We start from the raw sequence: 25,852 nt of genomic DNA, 5'->3' as shown, positions 1-25,852 counted from the left end.
CCGACCTATTCCGCCGCCACGCCCTTCACCTGGAGATAGCTTTCCATCGAGTCGTCCAGCGCCTGCAGCCACGGCGTATGGTGCAATGGCGCCATGGTGCCGGTCATCAGCGAGCGGTAGGCGTGGTCGCGGAAGCTCATAATGTCTTCCGCCTTGTGGTGCTCCCACTCCATGAAGGTCTGGTTGACCGCCTCGACGTCGAAGCCGGGATAGTCGGTCTGGTCCATCAATTCCTTGGTGTAGTCGCCCTGGAACCAGATCATCTGCTCGGCGTCTTCCAGCGTCTCTTCGCGTGCCCGCCACTTGGCGCCGTGCTCGCCCATCGCCTGTACCGACGGAAGCTTGATGCGGCCCATGATGACGTCACGGGCGAACCAGGCCTGGGCGTCGAACATGTTGAAAGTGTAGAACTGGTCCTGCATGCCGATATAGGACAGTTTCGGGTTCTTCTCCCACACGACGCCCTCATAGAGCCCGTCCGGCCACATGCGGTTGGCGGTCTTCAGCTTCAGCTCTTCCGTGAGGAACGGGAAGGAATGCAGATAGCCGGTGCACAGGATGATGGCGTCGACGTCCTTGGTGGTGCCATCCTTGAAGTGCGCCGTCTTGCCGACGACCTTCTGCAGCAGCGGCACTTCCTTCCAGTTCTCCGGCCATTTGAACCCCATCGGCTTGGAGCGGTAGCTGGAGGTGATCGATCTGGCGCCGTATTTGTAGCACTGCGAGCCGATGTCCTCGGCAGAATAGGAGCGGCCGATGATCAGTATGTCCTTGCCCTTGAACTCCATCGCGTCGCGGAAATCATGGCTGTGCAGGATGCGGCCGTTGAAGGTGGAAAAGCCCTCGAAATAGGGAACGTTGGGAACGGAAAAATGCCCTGAGGCGACGACGACATTGTCGAACTCCTCGGAGTAGGTGACGTCGTTGGTGCGGTCATGCGCGGTGACGGTGAATTTCCTCGTCTCGTCGGAGAAAGTCACCATGCGCACCGGGCTGTTGAAGCGTACCCATTCGCGCAGGCCTGATTTCTCGACGCGACCCTTGATGTAATCCCACAGCACCGCGCGCGGCGGGTAGGATCCGATCGGGCGGCCGAAATGCTCCTCGAACGTGTAGTCGGCGAATTCCAGGCACTCCTTCGGTCCGTTCGACCAGAGGTAGCGGTACATCGAGCCGTGGACGGGATCGCCATGCTCGTCGAGGCCGGTGCGCCAGGTGTAGTTCCATAGGCCACCCCAGTCGGACTGCTTTTCGAAGCAGACGATTTCGGGGATCTCGGCGCCCTTGTCGGCAGCCGACTTGAAGGCCCTGAGCTGGGCCAGACCGGATGGCCCCGCTCCAATGACGGCAACGCGCGTTTTCATGGCAGGCCTCCCGGTGTCATTCGATTTTTGGAATTGCTCTTACGAAACAAATTTCACTCACAGGACAGTAATTGCCTCTTGGATGCTGTCAACAGGCCTTGTGACGAAACCGCGTTTCGCCCCAGCGGATTTCCGGAAAAACCGATGACGGCGCAAATCCGGTGCGGACACCATTCGACTTAACGGGCTTGCTGCGCGGTTGCGTTTCTGTATCGGCACCGAATATGTTCACCTGGAGTGAAATAAAGTCACAGGGATTCGGGGGCGAGATGGCGAAGACAAGTTCCGACTCCAAGACTGCTTCGACAAGGGCAAAGCCACCGGCAAAGGCCTCCGTGGACGGAAAACCCATCCGCGCGCCGCTGACGCAGAATCCGCACGCCATTCGCGACACCCGCGAAAAAGTGCTGGAGGTGGCGATCGGGCGCGAGGTGCGCGCCTTCCGCAAGAAGCTCGGCATCACCGTTGCCGATCTCGCCGTCGCCACTGACATTTCGCTGGGCATGCTGTCGAAGATCGAGAACGGCATCACCTCGCCGTCGCTGACCACACTGCAGGCGCTGTCGAGGGCGCTCGGCGTTCCCGTCACCGCCTTCTTCCGCCGATTCGAGGAAGAGCGCAGCGCCGTCTTCGTCAAGGCCGGCGAAGGCCTCGATGTCGAACGCCGCGGCACCCGCGCCGGCCATCAATACAATCTGCTCGGCCATATCGGCTCCAACACCAGCGGCGTCGTCGTCGAACCCTATCTGATCACACTGACCGAGGATTCGGATGTGTTCCCGACCTTCCAGCATGAGGGCATGGAATTCCTCTATATGCTGGAGGGCGAGGTGGTGTACCGGCACGGCAGCAACCTCTATCCGATGAAGCCCGGCGACAGCCTGTTCTTCGACGCCGATGCGCCGCACGGGCCGGAGCAACTGACGAAACTTCCGATGCGGTATCTGTCGATTATTTGCTATCCGCAGAGCGCGGGGTAGTCGGACCGCCGCAGCCCCCTCACCCGGATTGCCCCGAGGGGAGAGGAGTCTGGCGTCAGCGCTGGCGATCTCTTCTCCGCTCGGGGAGAAGGTGGCCGCGCAGCGGCCGGATGAGGGGGCCTTTAGTCCGGCCCGAACCCCGGTGACGTCGCACTGCCATCATCCAGCTTCGACAGCCATTCCACCAATGTCGGCCGATACCGCGTCAGGCCCTTGTAGGTGGCCAGCTCTTCCGGCAAATCCCGGATCACCCGGTGCAGTCGTCTTGCCCATTTCGGCTGTGTCACCAGTTCGTCCATCTTGATGAGATAGCAGCGGATCGGGAAGACGATGCCGTTCGAGCGCGGCAGGCGCCAGAAGCTTTGCAGTTCGACGCGCAGATGCACCTTGTCGCCGACATTTTCGGGCGTCACCGTCGCGCGGTCCGGGCCCCATTTGTGGTAATTCTCCGGGCTGGTGTCGAGGCGCGGGTTGATGGTCATCGTCCAGTTGAGACGCCGCGCCGGCTTGCCCTGCTGGATGTTGGTGAGGAACTTCAGCGCCCTGACGAAAATCCCCTTCTCATGCGCCAGCGGCACCGGCGCGTGCCATTCGAAGAAATTCATGCCGATGTCGAAATCGAGCGACCAGTCGGCCTGGGTGGTGACCATGCCGGCGTCCATCCAAAGATTGCCGTCGCGCTGATCGAGGATGCAGAAATCACCCTGGCTCTGGCGGGTGATGTACTCCATCGGCCCGTAAGGCAGTGTCGAGGTGTCGCCGAAGGTGAAGGTGTCGTCGATGCCGAGCGGCCGGTTGATCCAGCGCCAGCGGTCGCCGTCGCGGGTCAGGGTGAAATGCTCGGGATAGCCAAGTGCCTGTTGCTCCATCAACAGTTCGAGCAGGTCCCAGCCGGCCAGCGTCATGTGCGGCAGCGACTGGCAGCGCAGCGGATCGTCGGCCAGCACCAGTGCACGGTCCTGCATCTCGGCGACATAGTGCTCGTCGACGTCGATCAGGTTTTCCAGAACGCTGCCCTTGGGGCCAACCACATGCGGCTCGATGTTGACCGCATACATGTAGGCGTCTTCGTGGAACGGGAACGGAAACCGCCTGATGTGTTCCGGGCTGTTCCTGAAGGTGAAATCGTCCCGAAACGTTTCCTTGCGAAAGGTGATGCCCAAGCTCGCCTCCTATCTTTCCAGGACCAGCGACTTGCCTTCGAAGCGCGACACGCACGGCATGATCTTGCAGCCGGAACGGTGGTCTTCCTCACTCAGCCAGTGGTCGTTGTGGATGAACTTGCCGTCATGCGAGATGACGTTGGTCTCGCACTGGCCGCAGACACCGCCGCGGCAGAGATAGGGCGGATCGACGCCGGCGGCCTCGATCGCTTCGAGCAGGCTCTGCTGCTCGCCGACGCGGATGGTCTTGCCGCTGACGGCAAGTGTGACGTCGAACGGCAGGCCGGGCTGGGGTGCCGCGAAATGCTCGTAGTGCACGGTCTCCGCCGGCCAGCCGAGAGCCGCAGCGCGCTCGCGCACCCAGTTGATCATGCCGGTCGGGCCGCAGACATAGAGATGGGTGCCGAGCGGCTGCGAGGACAAGAGACGGTCGAGTTCGATGCGCTCGTCGCGGTCGTCGTGATAGAGCCGGACGCGACGGCCATAGCGCTCCTGCAGCACATCGGCATAGGTGCCGAGCGAGGCGGTGCGGCAGGTGTAGTGCAGCTCGAAATTGCCGCCGGACCCGGCGAGCTGCGCGGTCTGCGCCATGAACGGCGTGATACCGATGCCGCCGGCAAGCATCAGATGCTTCTTGGCCCTGAGGTCGAGCGAGAACAGATTGACGGGGTAGCTGACCACCATCTCCAGGCCGGGGTTGACGCTCCGGTGCATGAACAACGAGCCGCCGCGGCCGACATCGTCGCGGCGCACCGAGATGGTGTATTCGCGGGTGTCGAGCGGCGACCCCATCAGCGAATAGGGATTGAGCCTTGTGCGGTCGGCATCGCGCATCTCGACCACGACATGGGCGCCGCCGGAAAAGGTCGGCAAAAGCTCACCGTCACGGCGGCGGAAATGGAAGCGCGTCACCAGTTCGTTGACCGGGACGACGTCGCTGACGACGACATCGAGCTTGGTGGTGCCGGTGCTCATGGGAAGACCTCCTCGATGGGAGGTATCTCCGAGCGATCCTCGGCATTTATGCAGACGCCCTGGAATGCTGCCAGCCGTCGCGAATAATGATCGCGCACCAGAAGCAGCAGGCCGCAATGCGCGCAGGTGGCCGGCTGCGTCGTCACATTTTCGGTGATGCCTTTGCAATGCACGCACTGCATGCGCCGCGCCAATGAGCCGCGATGCTCGGTCTGCATGGAGGTATGATCGATGCCGGCTTCGAGCGCCACCTGCATGGCCTGGCCGATCAGCCCTTCGGTGCCGGCGAGATAGAGGCGCAGGCCCATATGCGCGTTGGCAAGCGTCTGCTTCAGCCGGGGCAGCAGGCTGGCGAAGGTTGGCGCGACATGAAATTGCGCGGACTTCAGTGCCTCAAGAGCGGCAACGTGCTTGCCGTCGGCCCCGGGAATGAAGACGATTTCGGCGCCGTCGAAGAAGCCGGGGGGCGCCGTCCTTGCCATATCGACGATCGCCAGCGCGCCTTCCGCATCCGCCACGAAAAGATGATGCTTGCCGGGCTGCGGGGACAGGGTTCCGTAAATGGGCCGGCTGATGATCGTTTTGGCTGCCATTCTCTACTTCGTACCTCGAAACCCTCGCTGTCGATTGTGCCTCAGCCTTTCGCCGTGCGCTTGGTTTTTTTGGGATCGTCGAAGGGCAGAGGCTGCGCCGTCGCCCTGATCGAACCGCTCTTGTTGCGGATCTCGAGCCTGGTGTCCTTGACCGCGCAGTCGACGTCGAGGCGGGCGATGCCCATCGATTTCTCGACCAGCGGCGAATACATGGCGCAGGTGACCACGCCCACCTTTTTGCCGTCGCGATAGACCGGCGCGCCCTCATCCGCGGGTTGCTTGCCGTCGAGCAGCACGCCGTAGATCTTGAAGCGCTCCTTGCCCTTGAGGCGGTAATGCTCTTCGGCGCCACGAAAGCCGGTCTTGCCGGGGCTGACAGTGAAGTCGAGGCCGAGCTCCCACAGCGTGTCGCCGGGGCCTTCGTTCTCGAACGGATATTTCTGCGAGTTGTCATAGGGATAAAACAGCAAATAACTTTCGACGCGCAGCATATCGAGCGTGGTGAAGCGGCACGGAATGATGCCGGCGCTCTTGCCCTCGTCGAGGATCCTGTCCCAGATGGTGCCGGCGTCCTGACCGCGGCAGAATATCTCGTAGCCGCGCTCGCCGGTGTAGCCGGTGCGCGAGATCATGACGGGAAAGCCGAACAGCTGCGTCTGCATATGATGGAAATAGTTGAGGTCGCGAATGCCCGGCACATGCTTTGAGAGATAGTCGACCGCGGTCGGCCCCTGCAGCGACAGATCGTGCAGATTGTCGTCGAAGCGCAACGATACGTCGCGGCCGACGGAAGCGCGCTGCAATTCCTCATGGCCGGTGCCGGAGCCGTGCACCACCATCCAGGCGTTCGGCCCGGTGCGGTAGAGGATGCAGTCGTCGGTGAATTTGCCGGCCTCGTTCAGCATGCAGGCATAGGCCGACTTGCCGGGATAGATCTTCTCCACGTCGCGCGTCGTTGCCAGGTCTATGAGGTGTGAGGCGTGCGGCCCGGTGATGTGAACCTTCTTCAGGCCCGACACATCCATCAGCCCGGCCCTGGTGCGGATGGCGGTGTATTCCTCGTCGGCGTCCTTGTCGTAGGTCCAGGCGGTGCCCATGCCGCTCCAGTCTTCGAGCTTCGAGCCTAACGCGCGATGGCGATCCGCCAGGGTCGAAAATCTCCAGGATGCCGTCATGCGCAAATCCTCCGTTCGAAAATTCTATTGTGTTCCCGGCTCCCTGCGCGGAGGCGGGAGCATTTGGTCGAATATTGATCGCAAACGTCCTGATGCCGCAATACCCGCAAGCAAATAATTTCATTGTCAGGCAAAATTCGCGGCTGGGGACAAACGGTTAACCCAACGTAAAATCGGCTTGACAATTGCTGGATTCGGCCCGAATTTATGAAAAAAATTTCACTCTGTTGAAAGAGGGCAGCGGGCGGCCAATTCGGGGTCGGGCGCTGGAAAAAGGGGAAAACCGATGTCAGACCTGCAGCAGCGCATCGAAGCGCTGTACCGTTCCGACCTGCGCGGATCCGCGCTGCTGATCATCTGCCTTTGGGCGACGATCCTCTTCGTGCTCGTCATGACATGGCCCTACATCCCGGACACCGGGATCAAGATCGTCGTCGCGATCGCGGCGGCCGCAGTGCTGATCTTCAACACGGCCGCCATCCTGGCGATGGTCAATCACTACAAGGAAGACAAGGACTTCATCTACGGTCTCGACATCAAGAACGCCGACGCGGCCCGCAGCCGCAAGTCCTGAAAACAGAACGTCCTGAGGGGTAGAAGACATGTCGCGCTACACGCCGCCGGAACAAGGCAAGGCCGGGCAGATTTTCGATATCGTGGTCGTCGTGGTCGCCATTTTCGTGGCGCTGTGGCTGCCATTGAAACTCGGCCTGGCGGGTGCGGCGAAATCCATCGACGCGCTCGATGCCAAGACCTGGGAAGCGTTGGGACAGAACCCGACCATGGCCTCGATCTGGGAAAAGCTCGGCTATACGCCGGAGACCGCGCACGACATCATCCAGAACCGCTTCCACTACATCATCGACTGGCCGACGCTGATCATCATGGCGGCGGTGCTGATCGGCTATTTCGTCTTCCTGTTCCGCGCCTCCGACCGCGAATATCGCGACGTCATCAACGAAAAGTTCGACGACAAGTAACGCCAGAGATTTTGGGGAAGCACGCTCATGTGGGTCGCACTCTCTTACGCATCGTGGGGCATCTCGGTCGTGCTTGCGCTGTGGATGCTCTACGACTGGTTCAAGATCGACACGACCTATTCCGAGGAGGTGCTGACTTCCTCGCGCGAAGGCGAGCTTGAAGCCGCTTCCGAAAAACACCGGATCTGAGTGGGGATTGAACAATGACGATCACGCTTGAACCGGCAATACACGGCGACAGAGTTTCACTGCTACGCGTGCTCGGCCCGGCCCATGTCTGGGCGCTTGGCGTCGGCATCGTGCTGGTCGGCGAATTCACCGGCTGGAATTTCTCGGCGGACAAGGGCGGCGCACTGGCGGCGCTGATCGTCTGCTGGGTGGTCGGGCTCTTGTACACTTCGGTCGCCATGATCGACTCCGAGGTGACATCGACGGTTGCCGCCGCCGGCGGCCAATACGCGCAGGCTAAGCACATTGTCGGGCCCCTGATGGCCTTCAACGTCGCGCTGTTCCTGGTCTTTGCCTACACCATGCTGGAGGTTTCGGACGCCATCCTGCTCGGCGACACCATCGTCGCCAAGGCCGGCGTCGAAGGGCTCACCCACAACTCCTTCATTGCCGCCACCATCGTCGTGCTGGCATGGCTGAACTATCGCGGCGTGCTGATGACGCTCAACGTCAACTTCGTCATCACGGCGATAGCCTATGTCTCGATCGTTATCCTGTTCTTCTCGGTCAGCCCCTGGACGCAGGGTGCTGTGCTGAAGCTCAACGAGCTGGTCACCCCCGGCAATGCGCTGCCCTATGGCTGGATCGGCGTCATCGCGGCCTTCCAGTTCGGCATCTGGTACTATCTCGGCATCGAAGGCACCACGCAGGCCGCCGAGGAAGTGCGCTCGCCGGCGCGTTCGCTGCCTTACGGCACCATGGCCGGCATGATCACGCTTTTGATCGCCGCCGCCATGACCTGGTATGTCTGCGCCTCGCTGATGCCCTGGGAGTACCTCGGTATCACCTATTATCCCTTGTGGGACGCCGGCAAGCTGACCGGCAGCCCGCTGCTGGAAAACCTGTTGTTCGTCGCCACGCTGCTCGCGGCACTGGCGTCGGCCAATGGCTGTATCAACGATGCGGCCCGCGCGTGGTTCTCGCTTGGACGCGACCGCTATCTGCCGACATGGTTCTCGGCCGTGCACCCGAAATACCGCACGCCCTATCGCTCGATCCTGTTCCTGCTGCCGATCGCGCTCGCCTTCGCCTTCATTGCCGACCTCAACCAGGCGATCACCTTCTCGATCCTGTCGGGCGTGCTGCAATACACCTTCATGAGCATCAACATCATGATGTTCCGCAAAAAGTGGCCGCTGGGCACGATCCGCCGCGGCTATACGCACCCGTTCCACCCGATCCCGGCCATCGTGTTGTTTTGCCTCTGCGTGGTGACCTTCTTTGCGATCTTCCTCGGCTACGGCACGCAGCTGATCGCCATGGTCGCCTTCTACTTCCTGATCTCGCTGTGGTTCCACTTCTACCGTTACCGCTATGTGCGTCGCGGCGACCAGTTCACCATGCCGTGGCCGAAGCCGCAGGGCTATTGACAGGAGAGGGCCTGCCGGTCTGGGCGGGCATGGCGTGACGAGGTGTCTGACGTGACGACAGCATTGCTGGCCGGGGCGGTCGCCGTGGCTCTCGTCCTGCACCTCGCCTGGCATGCGCGCGCCAGCCGCAAAAAGGCCAAGGCTGATCTTGCAGCCGAGGCAGCCAGCATCCGGACCGTCATCACAGATGCCGTTGATGTCTCTGATAACACAGCCGGCGTTGTCACCTGGGCGGGTTCGTGGAACGGACAGCGCGTGCAGCTGCGCACCATCGTCGACACGCTGGCGACGCGAAAGCTGCCGGCGCGATGGTTGAGTGTCACGATCACAGAGCCGGTTGCGGTGCCGGCGACCTTCGACATGATGATGCGGCCGGGCTCGCCGACGACCTTCTCCAATTTCGACCACCTCCAGCACACACTGCCGAAGGCACCCGGCTTCCCGGCCGAAGCGGTGCTGCGAACCAACCTCAGGGCGGCGCGCTTTCCGCAGAACCTCATCGCCAGCCATCTCGACATCTTTGCCGAAGGCCGCGCCAAGGAACTTTTAATCACCCCGAATGGCGTGCGCATCGTCTGGCTGCTGGCCGAGGCCGAGCGGGCGCGCTACGGCGTGTTCCGGCAGGCCGCATTCGGCGGCGCAAGGCTGGATCCAACGCTGGTCGAGAGACTGCTGACCTCGGCCTCAGTGCTGCGCGATGCCATCAACCGACAGGAAAGGCAGGTCGCATGAGCGCACCCGCACCGACAAACCCGTATCTGGTGCTCGGCGCTGCCCTCGTCTTACCGGCCAGCGGCCACGTCATTCTGGGCGTGCCCGTGCGCGGCCTGCAGTTCCTGTTCTTCATGGTGATCCTCGCCTGGGTGACGGCCAAGATCGCGCCGGCCGATGCCAGCTTCGTCGGCCGCCACGCCGGCGGCTTCCTGATCTATGCGCTGTCGATCCTCGATGCCTACAGAATAGCCCGCATCCGCACCGCCACATGGATTCACAGCGCCCGCGACGGCGGCGATAGTTCACAAGGCCGCATCGAGCCGGATACGTAACTACAGGAATATTTTTTTCATATGATTGAATTCGCACGACGCATTCGATACATCATCGTCTAGTGGTAACGCCGGGAGGCTGACATGTGTGGAATCGTCGGACTTTTTCTGAAAGACAAGTCGCTTGAGCCGCAGCTCGGCTCGATGCTGTCGCAGATGCTGATATCGCTCAGCGATCGCGGCCCCGACAGCGCCGGCATCGCCATCTATGGCGCGCCTTCCAGGAATGAAGCCAAGATCACCATCCAGTCCGCGAAGCCCGAGCGCGATTTCCGCGGCCTCGACGCCGAACTCGCGAAGGCCATCGGCGCGCCGGTGAGCATAGCGGTGAAGTCCACCCATGCAGTGTTGAGAACCGCGCCCGACAAGGTCGATGCCGCGCGCGAAGCGCTGCAGTCAATCTGCCCCGACGTGCGCATCATGGGCGCCGGCGAAGCGGTGGAAATCTACAAGGAAGTAGGTCTGCCGGAAGCGGTCGTCGACCGTTTCGACGTCCGCTCGATGACCGGCACGCATGGCATCGGCCATACCCGCATGGCGACGGAATCGGCCGTCACCACGATGGGCGCGCATCCGTTCTCGACCGGCGCCGACCAGTGCCTGGTGCACAATGGCTCGCTGTCCAACCACAACAATGTGCGGCGCGAGCTGGTGCGGGAGGGCATGAAATTCGAGACCGAGAACGACACCGAGGTCGCCGCCGCCTATCTCTCGTCGCAGATGGCGCATGGCAAGAACCTCGGCGAGGCGCTGGAAGGCACGCTGTCCGACCTCGACGGCTTCTTCACCTTCGTCGTCGGCACCAAGAACGGTTTCGGCGTGGTGCGCGATCCGATCGCCTGCAAGCCCGCCGTCATGGCCGAGACCGATCAGTATGTCGCCTTCGGCTCGGAATATCGGGCGCTGACCAAACTGCCCGGCATAGACAATGCGAGGGTCTGGGAACCGGAACCCGCAACCGTCTATTTCTGGGAGCATTGAGCCCATGCCGGCAACCAAACTTTCGAAGGCGGCGCAAGACCAGGCGTCCCGGGTCTTCGATCTCGACGTGTCGTCGCTGCGTGAACTGAACCAGGCGCTGCACAATCTGACGCCCGGCTCCAACGAAACGGCGTGGGAAGTGCTGCACCCGAAGGGCAGCCATTCGGTTGCCGTCGGCGTCGACCAGCCTGTCAGCATCGATGTGCGCGGCAGCGTCGGCTACTACTGCGCCGGGATGAATGACGGCGCTGCCATCACCGTGCACGGCTCGGCCGGGCCTGGCGTCGGCGAAAACATGATGTCGGGCTCGATCGTCATCAAGGGCGACGCCAGCCAGTATGCCGGCGCCACCGGCAAGGGCGGGCTGCTCGTCATCGAGGGCAACGCCTCGTCGCGCTGCGGCATCTCGATGAAGGGCATCGACATCGTCGTGCACGGCAATATCGGCCACATGTCGGCCTTCATGGCGCAGTCCGGCAATCTGGTGGTGCTGGGCGATGCCGGCGACGCACTTGGCGATTCCATCTACGAAGCGCGGCTGTTCGTGCGCGGCAAGGTCGAAAGCCTGGGCGCCGACTGCATCGCCAAGGAGATGCGGCCCGAGCATATCGAACTGCTGCAGGGACTGCTCGACCGCGCCGGCGTCACCGGCGTCAAGCCGTCGGAATTCAAGCGCTACGGCTCGGCGCGCACGCTCTACAATTTCAATATCGACAACGCCGACGCGTATTGAGGCAGCATGACCTACAAGAACCCGCCGACGACGCCGCGCAAATCCGCGACCTTCGACGACTACACGCTTTCCGAAATCCGCCGCGCCGCGGCGACCGGCATCTATGACATCAGGGGCGCCGGGGCCAAGCGCAAGCTGCCGCATTTCGATGACCTGCTGTTCCTCGGCGCGTCGATTTCGCGCTACCCGCTGGAAGGCTATCGCGAACGTTGCGACACCAGCGTCGTGCTCGGCTCGCGTTACGCCAGGAAGCCGATCGAGCTGAAGATCCCGATCACCATTGCAGGCATGAGCTTCGGTTCGCTGTCCGGCCCGGCCAAGGAAGCGCTCGGCCGTGGCGCGACCCTGTCCGGGACGTCGACCACCACGGGCGACGGCGGCATGACCGAGGAAGAGCGCGGCCATTCCAAGCAACTGGTCTATCAATATCTGCCGTCGCGCTACGGCATGAACCCCAGGGATTTGCGCCGCGCCGACGCCATCGAAGTGGTCGTCGGCCAAGGCGCCAAGCCCGGCGGTGGCGGCATGCTGCTGGGACAAAAGATTTCCGACCGCGTCGCTGAGATGCGTACGCTGCCGAAGGGCATCGACCAGCGCTCGGCCTCGCGCCATCCCGACTGGACCGGGCCGGACGATCTCGAGATCAAGATCCTCGAACTGCGCGAGATCACCGACTGGGAAAAGCCGATCTACGTCAAGGTCGGCGGCGCCCGCCCCTATTATGACACAGCACTTGCGGTGAAGGCCGGCGCCGATGTCGTCGTGGTCGACGGCATGCAGGGCGGCACGGCGGCCACCCAGGAAGTATTCATCGAAAATGTCGGCCAGCCGACGCTTGCCTGCATCAGGCCGGCGGTGCAGGCGCTGCAGGATCTCGGCATGCACCGTAAGGTGCAGCTGATCGTCTCCGGAGGCATTCGCAACGGCGCCGACGTCGCCAAGGCGCTGGCGCTCGGCGTGGACGCGGTGTCGATCGGCACGGCAGCGCTGGTCGCACTCGGCGACAATGATCCGCGCTGGGAAGCGGAGTACAATGCACTCGGCACCACCGCCGGCGCCTATGACGACTGGCACGAGGGCCGCGACCCCGCGGGCATCACCACGCAGGACCCCGAACTGATGAAGCGGGTTGATCCGGTCGCCGCGGGACGGCGGCTGGCGAACTACCTCAAGGTGATGACGCTGGAGGCGCAGACCATTGCGCGTGCCTGCGGCAAGAACAGCCTGCACAATCTCGAGCCCGAGGATCTCGTAGCCCTCACCATCGAAGCCGCCGCCATGGCAGGCGTGCCGCTGGCCGGCACCAACTGGATACCGGGGAAAAACGGCTTCTAACAAAATCACATCAAAATAAGCGAGGAGCTATAATGGGGAACGATCTCGCCGCATTCGCCAAAGAGAACGGCGTCAAATATTTCATGATTTCCTACACCGACCTGTTCGGCGGCCAGCGCGCCAAGCTGGTGCCGGCGCAGGCGATCGCCGACATGCAGAAGGACGGCGCCGGCTTCGCCGGTTTCGCCACTTGGCTCGACCTGACGCCGGCGCATCCTGATATGCTGGCGGTGCCGGATCCGGATTCGGTGATCCAGCTGCCGTGGAAGCGCGATGTCGCGTGGGTCGCCGCCAACTGCATCATGGACGACAAGGAAGTCGAGCAGGCGCCACGCAACACGCTGCGCCGGCTGATTGCGGAAGCCGCCACTGACGGTATGCATGTCAAGACCGGCGTCGAGGCTGAGTTCTTCCTGATCTCGCCGGACGGCAGCGTCATCTCCGACAAATACGACACGGCTTCAAAACCCTGCTACGACCAGCAAGCAGTGATGCGCCGCTACGATGTCATCGCCGAGATCTGCGACCACATGCTGGCGCTGGGCTGGAGCCCCTACCAGAATGACCATGAAGACGCCAACGGCCAGTTCGAGATGAACTGGGCCTTCGACGATGTGCTCGCCACCGCCGACAAGCACTCGTTCTTCAAGTTTATGGTCAAGTCGGTGGCGGAAAAGCACGGCCTGCGCGCGACCTTCATGCCTAAGCCCTTCCAGGGCCTGACCGGCAATGGCTGCCACGCCCATATTTCGGTGTGGGACAAGGCCGGCAAGGTCAACGTCTTTGCCGACAATGCGATGGAGCTCGGCCTGTCGGCCAAGGGCAAGAATTTCCTCGGCGGCATCATGAAACATGCCTCGGCGCTGGCCGCGATCACCAACCCGACGGTGAACTCCTACAAACGCATCAACGCGCCGCGCACCATTTCGGGCGCCACCTGGGCGCCGAACACGGTGACCTGGACCGGAAACAACCGCACCCACATGGTGCGCGTGCCCGGCCCCGGCCGCTTCGAGCTGCGGCTGCCGGACGGCGCCGCAAACCCTTATCTGCTGCAGGCCGTCATCATTGCCGCCGGTCTCGACGGTATCCGCTCCAAGGCCGATCCCGGCAAGCGCTACGACATCGACATGTACCAGAACGGCCACACGGTGAAAGGCGCGCCGAAGCTGCCGCTCAATCTGCTCGACGCGCTTCGCGAATACGACAAGGACAAATCGCTCAAGGCGGCGCTGGGTGAGGAATTCTCGTCGGCTTATCTAAAGCTGAAGCACCAGGAATGGAATTCCTATGCTTCGCACTTCACGCAATGGGAGCGCGACCACACGCTGGACATATAATCGTCCTAGCGGTGCGAGCGACCTCGGAATGACCTGATGAAATATTCGCTCTTCTCGCTCGCCCGTGCTGCCCTTTCCGGCCACAAGAACTGGCAGCGCACCTGGCGCGATGCGGCGCCCAAGGACCACTACGATGTGGTGATCATCGGCGGCGGCGGCCATGGGCTCGCCACCGCCTGGTTCCTCGCCAGCGAGTTCGGCATCAGAAACGTCGCCGTGCTGGAAAAGGGCTGGATCGGCTCCGGCAATGCCGGCCGCAACACCACCATCATCCGTTCCAATTACGGCCTGCCCGGCAATACCGGCTTCTACGAGCTTTCGATGAAGCTTTGGGAGCGGATGGAGCAGGACCTCAACTATAACGCGATGGTCAGCCAGCGCGGCGTCCTCAACCTCTATCATTCCGATGCGCAGCGCGACGCTTATGCGCGGCGCGGCAACACCATGCGCATCAATGGCATCGATGCCGAACTGCTCGACCAGGCGGCGCTGAAGAAGATGCTGCCGTTCCTGAATTTCGACCATGCGCGCTTTCCCGTGCAGGGCGGCCTCCTGCAGCGCCGCGGCGGCACCGCGCGGCATGACGCGGTGGTCTGGGGCTATGCCCATGCGGCGAGCGAACTCGGCGTCGACATCATCCAGAACTGCGAGGTCACCGGCTTTGTCCGGGACGGCAACGGCAAGGTGACTGGCGTCGAGACGTCGCGCGGCAAGATCGGCGCCGGCAAGGTCGGCATGGCAGTCGCCGGGTCATCGTCGCGTGTCGCAGCGATGGCGGGCATGCGCCTGCCGATCGAAAGCCATGTGCTGCAAGCTTTCGTCTCGGAGGCGATCAAGCCGCTCATCCCCGGCGTCATGACCTTCGGCGCCGGGCATTTCTATGTCAGCCAGTCGGACAAGGGCGGGCTGGTCTTCGGCGGCGACATCGACGGCTACAATTCCTACGCCCAGCGCGGCAATCTGCCTGTCATGGAGGATGTCTGCGAAGGCGGCATGGCGCTGATCCCGATGATCGGCCGGGTACGGCTTCTGCGCCAATGGGGCGGCATCATGGACATGTCGATGGATGGCTCGCCGATCATCGACAAGACGCCGGTCGATGGGCTCTACCTCAACGCCGGCTGGTGTTATGGCGGCTTCAAGGCGACGCCCGGTTCCGGCTTGGTCTTTGCCCATCTTCTGGCGCGTGACGAAACGCACAAGGAGGCGGCGCTGTTTCGGCTCGACCGCTTCCAGCGCGGCGCCATGATCGACGAAAAGGGCCAAGGCGCCCAACCGAACCTGCATTGAGGCGGCCGGAACAAGATGCGTATCACCTGTCCTTTCTGCGGCGAACGCGAACTCGGCGAGTTCAGCTATCTCGGCGATGCCAAGCCTGTACGGCCGGCGGCGGATGCCGGCGAAGATGCCGTCTACGACTATGTCTATCTGCGCGACAACATCGCCGGCGTGATGGCAGAGAACTGGTATCACGGCGGTGGCTGCCGGGCCTGGCTGAAGGTCACCCGCAACACGCTGACGCACGAGATCTCGGCGGTGGAACCGGCGGCGGGGGCTGGTGCGAGCCAGGTGGAGACATGAGCTATTCTGTCGAGACCACAGCCGTCGCGAAAAGCGCCAGCCCCCTACCTCCCCCTTGTGGGGAGGTCGGACCGCAGGTCCGGGTGGGGGTCGGTGCCGCACCCCCACCCCGCTGCTGGGCAGCGACCCTCCCCACAAGGGGGAGGGTAAGGGGCGGCGCCATCCTTCGCCATGACACCATATGGATCAGAGGCTGGACATCGTGACCTCTCATCGTCTCTCATCCGGCGGTCTCATCGACCGTTCCACCCCCCTCACCTTCCGCTTCGACGGCACGACATTTTCCGGCTTCCAGGGCGACACGCTGGCGTCGGCGCTGGTCGCCAATGGCGTCAAGCTGGTCGGCCGCTCGTTCAAATACCATCGTCCGCGCGGCATTCTGACTGCGGGCTCGGAAGAACCCAACGCGCTGGTCGAACTGCGCACCGGCGCACGGCGCGAGGCCAACACCAAGGCCACGACGGCCGAACTCTATGAAGGCCTCGAAGCGGCCAGCCAGAACCGCTGGCCGTCGCTGCGCCACGATGTGATGTCGGTGAACCAGCTGTTCGCACCGATCTTCGTCGCCGGCTTCTACTACAAAACCTTCATGTGGCCGGCAAAATTCTGGGAAATGGTCTACGAGCCGGCGATCCGACGCGCCGCGGGTCTGGGTCGCGCGGCGGTCACCCCCGATCCGGATCACTACGACAAGGCCTGGGCGCATTGCGATGTGGTGATCGCCGGCTCTGGTCCGGCCGGTCTCGCCGCCGCACTCGCTGCAGGCCGCAGCGGTGCGCGCGTCATCCTGTGCGAAGAAGATTTTGCGCCCGGCGGCCGTCTGTTGTCGGATGGCGGCACGATCGACGGTCTGCCGGCCGCGGAGTGGCTGTCGCGCACACTGGCCGAGCTCAGCTCGATGCCGAATGTCCGCATCATGACCCGCACGACCCTGTTCGGCGTCTATGACGGCGGTACCTATGGCGCGATCGAGCGGGTCAACGATCATCTGCCGGTGCCGCCCGAGCATCAGGTGCGCCAGCGCCTGTGGCGCATCGTGGCCAAGCGCTGCGTCGTCGCCGCCGGCGCGATTGAGCGTCCCATCGTCTTTGCCGGCAATGACACGCCCGGCGTGATGATGGCGTCCGCCATCCGCACCTACGTCACACGTTATGCGGCGACGCCGGCAAAGCGGATCGCGCTGTTCACCAACAATGAGGATGGCTGGCGCACGGTCGAGACGGCACTCGGCGCCGGGCTGCAGATCGCGGCGGTGATCGACGCGCGGCCTGACGTCTCGCCTGCCCATCGTTCTCTCGCTTCCAGGAACGGCTTCACCGTGCTGCATGGTTCGGTCAGCGGCGTCGACGGCGGCAAGGACGGCGTAAGAAAAATAGCGGTGTCGCTGACCGGCGGCGCGCGCGCCGAGGTCGAGGCCGACGGGCTTGCCGTTTCCGGCGGCTGGAATCCGGCGGTCGGGCTCACCTCTTACCATCGCGGCCGGCCGAAATGGCGAGACGACATCGCCGCCTTCGTGCCGGACGGCGCGCCGCCCGGTATGGTCGCCGCAGGTGCGGCTAATGGCGACTTCGGGCTAGGCGCCTGCCTGCGCGCAGGTTTCGAGGCCGGCGCCGCAGCGGCGCGTGACGCCAGCCGGATCGGCAATGCGGGATCGGCACCGGTCGCCGACGACGAGGCGTTCTCGCTGACCCCGCTCTGGCATGTCGCTGGCAAAGGCAAGGCTTTCGTCGACCAGCAGCATGATGTCACCGCGTCCGACATCGAGCTGGCGCAGCGCGAGGGTTTTGAATCGGTCGAGCACCTGAAGCGCTACACCACGCTCGGCATGGCGACCGACCAGGGCAAGACGTCCAATGTCGCCGGCCTCGCCATCATGGCGGCGGTGTCGGGCAAATCCATTCCCGAGACCGGCACGACCATCTATCGGCCGCCTTACGTGCCTGTCGCCATCGGCGCCTTTGCCGGCCATCATCGCGACGAAAATTTCCATGCGACGCGGCTGACGCCGTCGCATCACTGGGCGGCCGAACAAGGCGCGATCTTTGTCGAGACCGGCCTGTGGAAGCGCGCGCAATGGTATCCGCGCGCGGGCGAGAAGGACTGGCTGGAATCCGTGACCCGCGAGGTCAAGGCGGTGCGCTCGGGCGTCGGCTTCTGCGATGTCTCGACGCTGGGGAAGATCGATGTGCACGGCCCCGATGCCGGCGCCTTCCTCGACCGCGTCTACATCAACACCTTCTCAAACCTTGCCGTGGGAAAAGCCCGCTACGGGCTGATGCTGCGCGAGGACGGCCTCGTCTATGATGACGGCACGACCTCGCGGCTGGCCGATGACCATTATTTCCTCACCACGACCACGGCGAAGGCCGGGCTGGTGATGCAGCATCTCGAATTCTGCCGGCAGGTGCTATTCCCCGAACTCGACGTGCAACTCACCTCGGTCTCCGACCAGTGGGCGCAATTCTCGATTGCCGGGCCAAGGACGCGAGACCTGTTGAAGGAAATCGTCGACCCTGCCGAGGACCTTTCGAACGAAGGTTTTCCATTCATGGGCGTGCGCGAAGTCGCTTTGCGCGGCGGCATCAAGGCGCGGCTGTTCCGCATCTCCTTCTCCGGCGAGATGGCGTTCGAGATTTCGGTGCCGGCGCGTTACGGTGAAGCGATGGCACGCAATTTGATGCTGGCGGGAAAACCGTTCGGCGTGACGCCGTATGGCACAGAAGCCCTCGGCGTCATGCGCGTTGAAAAGGGCCATGTCGCCGGACCGGAACTGAGCGGCACGACGACCGCCGCCGATCTCGGTCTCGGCAAGATGATGTCGACCAAGAAGGATTTCATCGGTCGCGTCATGGCCGGCCGCGAGGCGCTGGTGGCGCCGGACCGGCAGGTCGTGGTCGGCATCAAGCCGGTCGACAAGGCGCGCCGCCTGCGCTCCGGCGCGCACATCATCCCGAAGGGCCAGACGCCCGGGCCTGATAACGACCAGGGCTACGTCACCTCGGTCTGCTTCTCGCCGACGCTCGACCAGTGGATCGGTCTCGGCCTTGTCGAGCGCGGCCGCGAACGCATCGGCGAGATCGTCCACGCGCATGATCCGCTGCGCGGTGAAGACTACGATATCGAACTCTGCAATCCCGTCTTCTACGATCCCGATGGAGGGCGCCAGCGTGGCTGACTTTTTCTGGGATGTTCGCAGCCCGCTCGAGCGCGCGCTCGCTCCTGGCGCTTGCGGCCCGCAAGGCGATGCCGGTGTGTCGCTGACCGAGATCCGCAATTTCGACCTCGTCCAGGTGATGGCACGGCGCGGCAAGGCGGGTGATTTGGCCGAGGCCGCGAACGCTCGTTTCGGCGTCGCGGCTCCGGAAACGCCGAAGGCAGTTGGCACCGCTGATGCGACGCTGATCTGGTCGGGACCGGATCAGTTTTTTGTCCTGTCGAAGGGTGGCAGGACTGAGGTGCTCGCTCAGACCTTTGCATCTTCCGCTTCGCTATCCGACCAATCGCATGCACGCGTGCTGATCAGCATCTGCGGCCTCAAGGCGCGCGCCATGCTGGCGAAACTGTCGTCGATTGATTTGCATCCCGATGCGTTTCCGGTTGGCGCTGCTGCCGCGACCTCGATGGATCACACCAGCGTCACCCTCTGGCGTGGTGGTGACAAGGCGGATGGGCAGGCGGTGTTCAACCTCCTGGTGTTTGCGACGTTTGCCGAAAGTCTGTGGCACACGATGTTGGATTCGGCTGCGGAGTATGGTGTGGCTATCGAGCATTCCGAGGAGCTTTAGCTCGATAGTTTCAGATGTTGGCGCCGCCCCTCATTGCCCTGCCGGGCATTTCTCCCGGTATAGTGACGGGGAGAAAGAAGCTGGCCGCAGCCTCGGCGCTCATCCTGCAACGTTGGCGATTGGCGAAGCCGGCGACGACAGCGTCCTTCGCCCCGTTTACGAGGAGAAGATGGCGGCGGCCAGATGAGGGGCAGCGCTGACGTTCGGAAGATAGGGCTGATCGGCAAGGTTCGGCCTTAGCGACCGCGGCGAGAACGCCACCCTCCACCTTGCCAAACCCAACCGCGCTGCTATTCTTGCTGCTAAAATAATTTTACACACAGGCAAACTTGTTTCTCGAACCGCAAGGCTGAGATGAGCCAGTCGCCCTACCCCTCTGTCGCAGCCGGACCGCCGCGGCCGAGCCTCATCCTGAGGCCCGGCCAGATCGCGCTGCCGCCGGGCATGGAGCGGTATACGATCCAGGGCAATGGCGCGGTGCTGATCGAGGTCGAGGCCGGCGATACGTTCACCGTGCGCAATGTCGAGGGCGGGCAGGCTTGCGAGTTGCTGGCCTGGGGCAGGACCGGCGCCACCGATCCTTCCATCCTCGGCGAAAAGTCCAACAGCAATGCCGCCGGGATCAAGGCGCTTCTGGCCGAGGGCGATGACAGCCTGGCTTCCGTCCGTCGTGGCCTTGAGCGCCGCCAGGTGCAGCTCGACGAGCCCAAGGCGGTGCGTGTGTTCGGCGGCGCAACGCCTGCCGGCACCGAGCAGGCATTCACGGTCACGCGCGACGGCGCGATGCTGATTGCCGCGCCCGGCGGGCCGATGCTCGTCGACGGCCATGATACGGCAACGCCGCTCACCGTCATGGTGCGCCGCGCCACCGTGCGCCTGAAGACAAAGTCGCAGCTGGCCGATCCGCTTGCCGATCTGGTGCTCGATCTGCGCGTCCATTCGGCGACAGCCGAATCCTATTTCGTCAAGGCCGGCGACTACCTGCAGATCATCGATGTCGACGGCCGCCAGTGCACCGATTTCCAGTGCTTCTCGGCGCGCAAGCTGGACAAGGGGCTGGACCATCCGCTCGACGTTACGACCACGCGCACGCTGATGGGGTCGAGCTACCCGATGCCCGGCCTTCACTCGAAATATTACGACCAGGACATGGAGCCATTGGTCGAGGTTATCCAGGACACGTGCGGCCGGCATGACGCCTTCGCGCTCGCGTGTGCGGCCAAATATTATGACGACATCGGCTATCCCGGCCACACCAACTGCTCGGAGAATTTCAATCGCGCGTTGGCCGACAAGGGCGTGACGCCCCGCGCCGGCTGGATGGCGATCAACTTCTTCTTCAACACGGAGATCGACGCCCATGGCGTGATGGTGTCGGATGAGCCGTGGTCGCGCGCCGGCGACTATGTCCTGCTCAGGGCGCTCACCGACATCGTCTGCGTCTCCTCCGCCTGTCCCGACGACACGACACCGGCCAATGGCTGGAACCCGACCGACATCCATGTGCGAACCTATTCCGGCCAACACAAATTCTCGCGAGCGATCGCCAGACGCATGACGCCCGATTCGGAACCGAAAATGACCCGCGAGACCGCCTTCCATTCAAGCTTCGCCAAGCACACCCGCAACTTCGTGGAATACCGGGGTTATTGGCTGGCCAATTCTTTCGCCAAAGAGGGGCCGATCGCCGAGTACTGGGCCTGCCGGCAGGACGCGGTGATCATGGACCTGTCGCCGCTGCGCAAGTTCGAGGTCACCGGTCCCGATTCCGAAGGGCTGCTGCAATACACGCTGACTCGCGACGTCAAGAAGCTCGGCGTCGGCCAGGTCGTCTATTCCGCCATGTGCTACGAGCATGGCGGCATGATCGACGACGGCACGCTGCTGCGGCTCGGCAAGGACAATTTCCGCTGGGTCGGCGGCGATGACCTGTCCGGCGAATGGCTGCGCGAGACGGCAAAGAAGCTTGGCCTCAACGTGCTGGTGCGCTCGTCCACCGACCAGATGCACAATGTCGCTGTCCAAGGGCCGAAGAGCCGTGACATTTTGCGAGAGGTGGTCTGGACCTCGCCGCTGCAACCGTCGATCGACGAACTCGAATGGTTCCGCTTCGCTGTCGCGCGCATCGGCGGCGGCAATGGCATTCCGGTCGTGGTGTCGCGCACCGGCTATACCGGCGAACTCGGCTACGAAATCTGGTGCCACCCACGCGACGCCGAAAAAGTGTTGGATGCCATCTGGGAGGCCGGCCAGCCGCACGGGCTGAAGCCGATGGGCCTGCAGGCACTCGACATGGTGCGCATCGAAGCCGGGCTGATCTTCGCCGGTTACGAATTCTCCGACCAGACCGACCCGTTCGAGGCGGGCATTGGCTTCACCGTACCGTTGAAGGCCAAGACCGACGATTTCATCGGCCGCGAGGCTCTGATAAGGCGCAAGGAACATCCGCAGCACAAGCTCGTTGGCCTCGACATCGACAGCAATGTCGCCGTCGGCCATGGGGATTGCGTCCATATCGGCCGCGCCCAGATCGGTGTCGTCACCTCGGGCATGCGCTCGCCGGTGCTGAACAAAAACATCGCTCTGGCGAGGCTTGACGTCACCCACGCGGCAATCGGCACAGAGGTGGAGATCGGCAAGCTCGACGGTCATGCCAAGCGGCTGCCGGCGCGGGTGGTGGCCTTCGCTCACTACGATCCGCAAAAGACCAGGCCGCGATCCTGAGGGTTGCACCCCCGGCCCTTCGCAGGCTCAGGGCGTTCGAAGCTCGAAAGCAATTGGCTTTCCGTCCGCTACCGCGGACCGCTTCTCACCCCACAAGGGGAGAAGGACAAAGCGAGCGTTTCGCAACCGTGATGTGCACGACGCCACAAATCACTTGACGTGAAAGCGCGCCGGATCAATCTTCACTGTTAAGAAAAAAATACGACTGAGTGGAAACACTGGAGTCGTGCGGTCATGTACCGGGGAACAAGCTTCGCGAAGCCGAGGCATCACCGGCCGGGAACACAAAATGGGGAATTCAGACAGATGAGCACGATTACCACTGCCCTGGAGCAGCCCGCTGAAGGCAAGCTGCTCCGCAACATCGACTGGCGCGGCGCCTTCTGGGTGGCGAGCGGCGTTCCTGCCCTTGTCCTGTTTTCGATCGGCGGCATTGCCGGAACGACGGGAACGCTGGCCTTCGGGATCTGGATCGCTTCCATGATCATGGGCTTCCTGCAATCCTTCACCTATGCCGAGATCGCCGGCCTGTTCCCGAACAAGTCGGGCGGCGCCTCGATCTACGGCGCCACCGCCTGGCTGCGTTATTCCAAGTTCATCGCGCCGCTGTCGGTGTGGTGCAACTGGTTCGCCTGGTCGCCGGTGCTGTCGCTGGGCTGCTCGATCGCCGCCGCCTATATTCTCAACGCGCTGGCGCCGGTGCCGCTGTTCACCGAGGCGTCGCCGGACGTCGTCGCCTATATCGCGGCGCATGCCGGAACGGTGCCTGCCGACGCCATCGCCGCGGTGACCGCGGCGGCCACGCCGGCGATCCGCAACTGGACGCTGTTCAGCCACACGCTGGGTCCTGTCTCCTTCACCCTCAATGCCACTTTCTTCATCGGCGCGGTGCTGATGCTGATCATCTTCTCGATCCAGCATCGCGGCATTCTCGGCACCGCCAATGTGCAGAAGTATATCGGCCTCCTGGTCATCATCCCGATGCTGATCGTCGGTGTCGTGCCGATCGTCACCGGCCAGATCAACTGGGCGAACTTTTCGCCGCTGGTGCCGCTGGCGGCGGCTTACGCGCCGGAGCCCGGCTCGTGGAACATTGCCGGCTGGACGCTGGTGCTGGGCGGCATGTTCATCGCCGCATGGTCGACCTATGGTTTTGAGACCGCCGTCTGCTACACATCGGAGTTCAAGAACCCGGGCACCGACACGTTCAAGGCGATTTTCTATTCCGGCCTGCTCTGCATGCTTCTGTTCATCCTGGTGCCCTTCACCTTCCAGGGCGTGCTGGGCCTCAACGGCATGCTGGCGACGCCGATCGTCGACGGCTCGGGTGTCGCCGATGCACTGGCCGGCATGGTCGGGGGTGGCGCATTGATCCACAGCCTCTTGGTGATGCTGATGATCCTGGCGCTGGTGCTGTGCATCATGACGGCAATGGCCGGCTCGTCGCGCACGCTCTACCAGGGCTCGGTCGATGGCTGGCTGCCGCGCTATCTCAGCCACGTCAACGAGCATGGCGCGCCGACGCGCGCCATGTGGACCGATCTCGTCTTCAACCTGATCGTGCTGGCCATCGCCTCGGCCGACGCGACGAGCTTCTTCTTCATCCTCGCCGTGTCGAACTGCGGCTACATCATCTTCAACTTCCTCAACCTCAATGCCGGCTGGATCCACCGCATCGACAACGGCCACATCAACCGGCCTTGGAAGGCGCCGAGCTGGCTGCTCGGCCTCGGCGCCATCTTCGCCTATGTAAACGCCATCTTCATGGGCGCCGGCGCCAAGGTGTGGAACCCGATGGCGCTCTGGGCCGGCCTGATCACAGCCGCCTTGATCATCCCGGTGTTCTGCTACCGGCACTACGTCCAAGACAAGGGCAAGTTCCCCGACCACATGCTGGCCGACCTCGGCATGGCGGGCGCAGACCTCTCGGTCAAAAAGGCAGGCATGCTGCCCTACCTGACGCTGGTCGCCGGCCTGGTGGTGATGCTGCTCGCCAACTGGTACTTCGTCATCTGAAAGTGATGGCTTGAAAAGAATGGGCGCGCTTCGGCGCGCCCGTTTCTTTTTGTGGCAGACGTCAGCCGGCCTTGCGGATGACCGCTTCAGAGCCTTCGAAGAACCGGTTCGGCGGACGCTTCAGGCCGAGATTCTCGCGCAAGGTCGTGCCCTCATACTCGCGCCGGAAGAGCTTTCGCCGCTGCAGCTCGGGCACCACCTTCTCGGCGAAGTCGTCCAACCCGGCTGGCAGATAGGGGAACATGACGTTGAAGCCGTCTGACCCCTCGGCAAGCAACCATTCCTCCATCGCGTCGGCGATGGTTTTAGGCGTGCCGACGAAGGCAAGGCCGGAATAGCCGCCGAGCCGCTGCGCCAGCTGGCGGACGGTCAAATTCTCCCGGCGCGCCAGCTCGATGACGCGCTCGCGGCCGCTCTTCGAGGCATTGGTCTCGGGGATTTCGGGCAAGGGCGCGTCGGGGTCGAAGGCCGACGCGTCATGGCCGAGCGCGATCGACAGCGAGGCAATGCCGCTCTCGTAATAGACCAGGCTGTCGAGCTTGGCGCGTTTGGCCTGTGCTTCCTCGACACTGTCGCCGACGATGACGAAGGCGCCGGGCAGGATCTTGATGTCGTCGCGCGAACGGCCGAGCTTCTCGGCCCGGCTTTTGACATCGGCAAAGAAGCGCTGCCCGGATGCCAGATCGGAATGGGCGGCGAAGATCACCTCCGCCGTTTCGGCTGCCAGCTGCCGCCCGGCCTCAGATGCGCCGGCCTGGACGATGACCGGCCAGCCCTGCACCGGCCGCGCAATGTTGAGCGGGCCGCGCACCGAGAGATGCTCACCCTTATGGTCGAGCACATGCAGCTTCGCGGGATCGAAATAGAGCCCGCTCTCGGCGTCGCGGATGAAGGCGTCGTCGGCAAAGCTGTCCCAGAGGCCGGTCACCACATCGTAGAATTCCCGCGCATTGTGATAGCGCTCGTCGTGCTCGACATGCTCGTCGAGGCCGAAGTTCAGCGCGGCGTCGGGATTGGATGTGGTGACGATGTTCCAGCCGGCGCGGCCGCCACTGATATGCTCGAGCGAGGCGAAGCGGCGGGCAATGTGATAGGGCGCGTCGAAGGTCGTCGATGCGGTGGCGACAAGGCCGATATGATCAGTGACGGCGGCGAGCGCCGACAGCAGCGTGAACGGCTCGAACGAGGTCACCGTGTGGCTGCGCCGTAGCGCCTCGATCGGCATGTTGAGAACGGCCAGATGGTCGGCCATGAAGAAGGCGTCGAACTTCGCCGCCTCAAGCGTCTGCGCGAAGCGCTTCAGATGGGCGAAGTTGAAGTTGGCATCGGGATATGAGCCGGGATAGCGCCAGGCCCCGGTGTGAAGACTGACCGGACGCATGAAGGCGCCGAGCCGCAATTGCTTATTGTCTACCATGGGATGATCACCTGATGCGAATGAGCGTTGCCGCTCCGATATGTAAGCAGGATCGGACGGCTTTGC

General features: G+C 63.2%; 23 protein-coding genes. 17 read left to right on the top strand and 6 right to left on the bottom strand.

Features of this window, described 5'->3' with window-relative positions:
- Positions 1-5: 5 nt before the first annotated feature.
- Complete coding sequence (locus NLY37_RS01095) at positions 6-1,364, bottom strand: trimethylamine monooxygenase (protein WP_023740648.1); 1,359 nt, start codon at positions 1,362-1,364, stop codon at positions 6-8.
- 269 nt (positions 1,365-1,633) lie between these two features.
- On the opposite strand from NLY37_RS01095, the gene NLY37_RS01090 reads away from it, so the two are divergent.
- Positions 1,634-2,344 (top strand): helix-turn-helix domain-containing protein, encoded by a 711-nt coding sequence (locus tag NLY37_RS01090; protein WP_023740647.1) that lies wholly within the window; start codon positions 1,634-1,636, stop codon positions 2,342-2,344.
- Between the two features lie 122 nt (positions 2,345-2,466).
- Here the strand turns inward: NLY37_RS01090 and NLY37_RS01085 are convergent, their stop codons facing one another.
- From NLY37_RS01085 to NLY37_RS01070, 4 genes are read right to left on the bottom strand one after another with little or no spacing between them, the layout of a single operon-like run.
- Entirely contained in the window at positions 2,467-3,507 is a 1,041-nt protein-coding gene (locus NLY37_RS01085; protein ID WP_023687065.1) for a heme-dependent oxidative N-demethylase family protein, read from the bottom strand.
- Positions 3,508-3,516: 9 nt separating this feature from the next.
- Positions 3,517-4,482: a PDR/VanB family oxidoreductase gene (locus NLY37_RS01080; RefSeq protein ID WP_023740646.1), complete on the bottom strand. Its 966-nt coding sequence runs from the start codon at positions 4,480-4,482 to the stop codon at positions 3,517-3,519.
- Entirely contained in the window at positions 4,479-5,075 is a 597-nt protein-coding gene (locus tag NLY37_RS01075) for a dimethylamine monooxygenase subunit DmmA family protein (RefSeq protein WP_023668542.1), read from the bottom strand. The genes NLY37_RS01080 and NLY37_RS01075 overlap by 4 nt, the downstream gene beginning before the upstream one ends.
- Before the next feature lie 41 nt (positions 5,076-5,116).
- A complete protein-coding gene (locus tag NLY37_RS01070; protein ID WP_023684428.1) occupies positions 5,117-6,250 on the bottom strand; it encodes an aminomethyl transferase family protein in 1,134 nt (377 codons plus the stop codon).
- A 286-nt stretch (positions 6,251-6,536) separates the two neighbouring features.
- On the opposite strand from NLY37_RS01070, the gene NLY37_RS01065 reads away from it, so the two are divergent.
- The 16 genes from NLY37_RS01065 to NLY37_RS00990 all read left to right on the top strand — a co-directional run bounded on the left by NLY37_RS01065 (position 6,537) and on the right by NLY37_RS00990 (position 24,369).
- The gene (locus tag NLY37_RS01065) at positions 6,537-6,824 is read left to right on the top strand and encodes a hypothetical protein (protein WP_023684429.1); all 288 of its coding nucleotides are present in this window, start codon (positions 6,537-6,539) and stop codon (positions 6,822-6,824) included.
- Positions 6,825-6,852: 28 nt separating this feature from the next.
- Complete coding sequence (locus NLY37_RS01060) at positions 6,853-7,230, top strand: hypothetical protein (protein WP_023668545.1); 378 nt, start codon at positions 6,853-6,855, stop codon at positions 7,228-7,230.
- Between the two features lie 27 nt (positions 7,231-7,257).
- The gene (locus NLY37_RS01055) at positions 7,258-7,419 is read left to right on the top strand and encodes a hypothetical protein (protein ID WP_023668546.1); all 162 of its coding nucleotides are present in this window, start codon (positions 7,258-7,260) and stop codon (positions 7,417-7,419) included.
- A gap of 14 nt (positions 7,420-7,433) precedes the next feature.
- Positions 7,434-8,828, top strand: coding sequence for an APC family permease (locus NLY37_RS01050; RefSeq protein ID WP_023668547.1), 1,395 nt, complete (start codon positions 7,434-7,436; stop codon positions 8,826-8,828).
- A gap of 42 nt (positions 8,829-8,870) precedes the next feature.
- Positions 8,871-9,560: a hypothetical protein gene (locus tag NLY37_RS01045; protein WP_023740645.1), complete on the top strand. Its 690-nt coding sequence runs from the start codon at positions 8,871-8,873 to the stop codon at positions 9,558-9,560.
- The gene (locus NLY37_RS01040) at positions 9,557-9,874 is read left to right on the top strand and encodes a hypothetical protein (RefSeq protein WP_023740644.1); all 318 of its coding nucleotides are present in this window, start codon (positions 9,557-9,559) and stop codon (positions 9,872-9,874) included. Before NLY37_RS01045 ends, NLY37_RS01040 begins: the two co-directional genes overlap by 4 nt.
- A gap of 84 nt (positions 9,875-9,958) precedes the next feature.
- Complete coding sequence (locus NLY37_RS01035) at positions 9,959-10,855, top strand: class II glutamine amidotransferase (RefSeq protein WP_023740643.1); 897 nt, start codon at positions 9,959-9,961, stop codon at positions 10,853-10,855.
- A 4-nt stretch (positions 10,856-10,859) separates the two neighbouring features.
- The gene (locus tag NLY37_RS01030; protein ID WP_023668551.1) at positions 10,860-11,588 is read left to right on the top strand and encodes a GltB/FmdC/FwdC-like GXGXG domain-containing protein; all 729 of its coding nucleotides are present in this window, start codon (positions 10,860-10,862) and stop codon (positions 11,586-11,588) included.
- A 6-nt stretch (positions 11,589-11,594) separates the two neighbouring features.
- Positions 11,595-12,923, top strand: coding sequence for an FMN-binding glutamate synthase family protein (locus NLY37_RS01025; RefSeq protein ID WP_023696630.1), 1,329 nt, complete (start codon positions 11,595-11,597; stop codon positions 12,921-12,923).
- Between the two features lie 32 nt (positions 12,924-12,955).
- On the top strand, positions 12,956-14,263 hold the full coding sequence (gene glnT, locus NLY37_RS01020; protein ID WP_023696631.1) for a type III glutamate--ammonia ligase: 1,308 nt from the start codon (positions 12,956-12,958) through the stop codon (positions 14,261-14,263).
- A 36-nt stretch (positions 14,264-14,299) separates the two neighbouring features.
- On the top strand, positions 14,300-15,553 hold the full coding sequence (locus NLY37_RS01015) for a sarcosine oxidase subunit beta family protein (protein ID WP_023740642.1): 1,254 nt from the start codon (positions 14,300-14,302) through the stop codon (positions 15,551-15,553).
- 15 nt (positions 15,554-15,568) lie between these two features.
- Positions 15,569-15,844, top strand: a complete 276-nt coding sequence (locus NLY37_RS01010) for a sarcosine oxidase subunit delta (protein WP_023684437.1) — start codon at positions 15,569-15,571, stop codon at positions 15,842-15,844.
- Positions 15,845-16,025: 181 nt separating this feature from the next.
- Entirely contained in the window at positions 16,026-19,019 is a 2,994-nt protein-coding gene (locus NLY37_RS01005) for a sarcosine oxidase subunit alpha (protein WP_031245881.1), read from the top strand.
- Positions 18,997-19,629 (top strand): sarcosine oxidase subunit gamma, encoded by a 633-nt coding sequence (locus NLY37_RS01000; protein ID WP_084558897.1) that lies wholly within the window; start codon positions 18,997-18,999, stop codon positions 19,627-19,629. Before NLY37_RS01005 ends, NLY37_RS01000 begins: the two co-directional genes overlap by 23 nt.
- A 354-nt stretch (positions 19,630-19,983) precedes the next feature.
- Complete coding sequence (locus tag NLY37_RS00995) at positions 19,984-22,353, top strand: trimethylamine N-oxide demethylase (protein ID WP_023740639.1); 2,370 nt, start codon at positions 19,984-19,986, stop codon at positions 22,351-22,353.
- 306 nt (positions 22,354-22,659) lie between these two features.
- A complete protein-coding gene (locus NLY37_RS00990; RefSeq protein ID WP_023668560.1) occupies positions 22,660-24,369 on the top strand; it encodes a trimethylamine N-oxide permease in 1,710 nt (569 codons plus the stop codon).
- 61 nt (positions 24,370-24,430) lie between these two features.
- Here the strand turns inward: NLY37_RS00990 and NLY37_RS00985 are convergent, their stop codons facing one another.
- Complete coding sequence (locus NLY37_RS00985; RefSeq protein ID WP_023740638.1) at positions 24,431-25,786, bottom strand: LLM class flavin-dependent oxidoreductase; 1,356 nt, start codon at positions 25,784-25,786, stop codon at positions 24,431-24,433.
- Between the last annotated feature and the right edge of the window lie 66 nt (positions 25,787-25,852).

Source organism: Mesorhizobium sp. C395A (genome assembly GCF_030323205.1).
Classification (GTDB): domain Bacteria; phylum Pseudomonadota; class Alphaproteobacteria; order Rhizobiales; family Rhizobiaceae; genus Mesorhizobium.
Note: the sequence above shows the minus strand (reverse complement) of the source record. Positions and strands in the feature narration are given on the sequence as shown.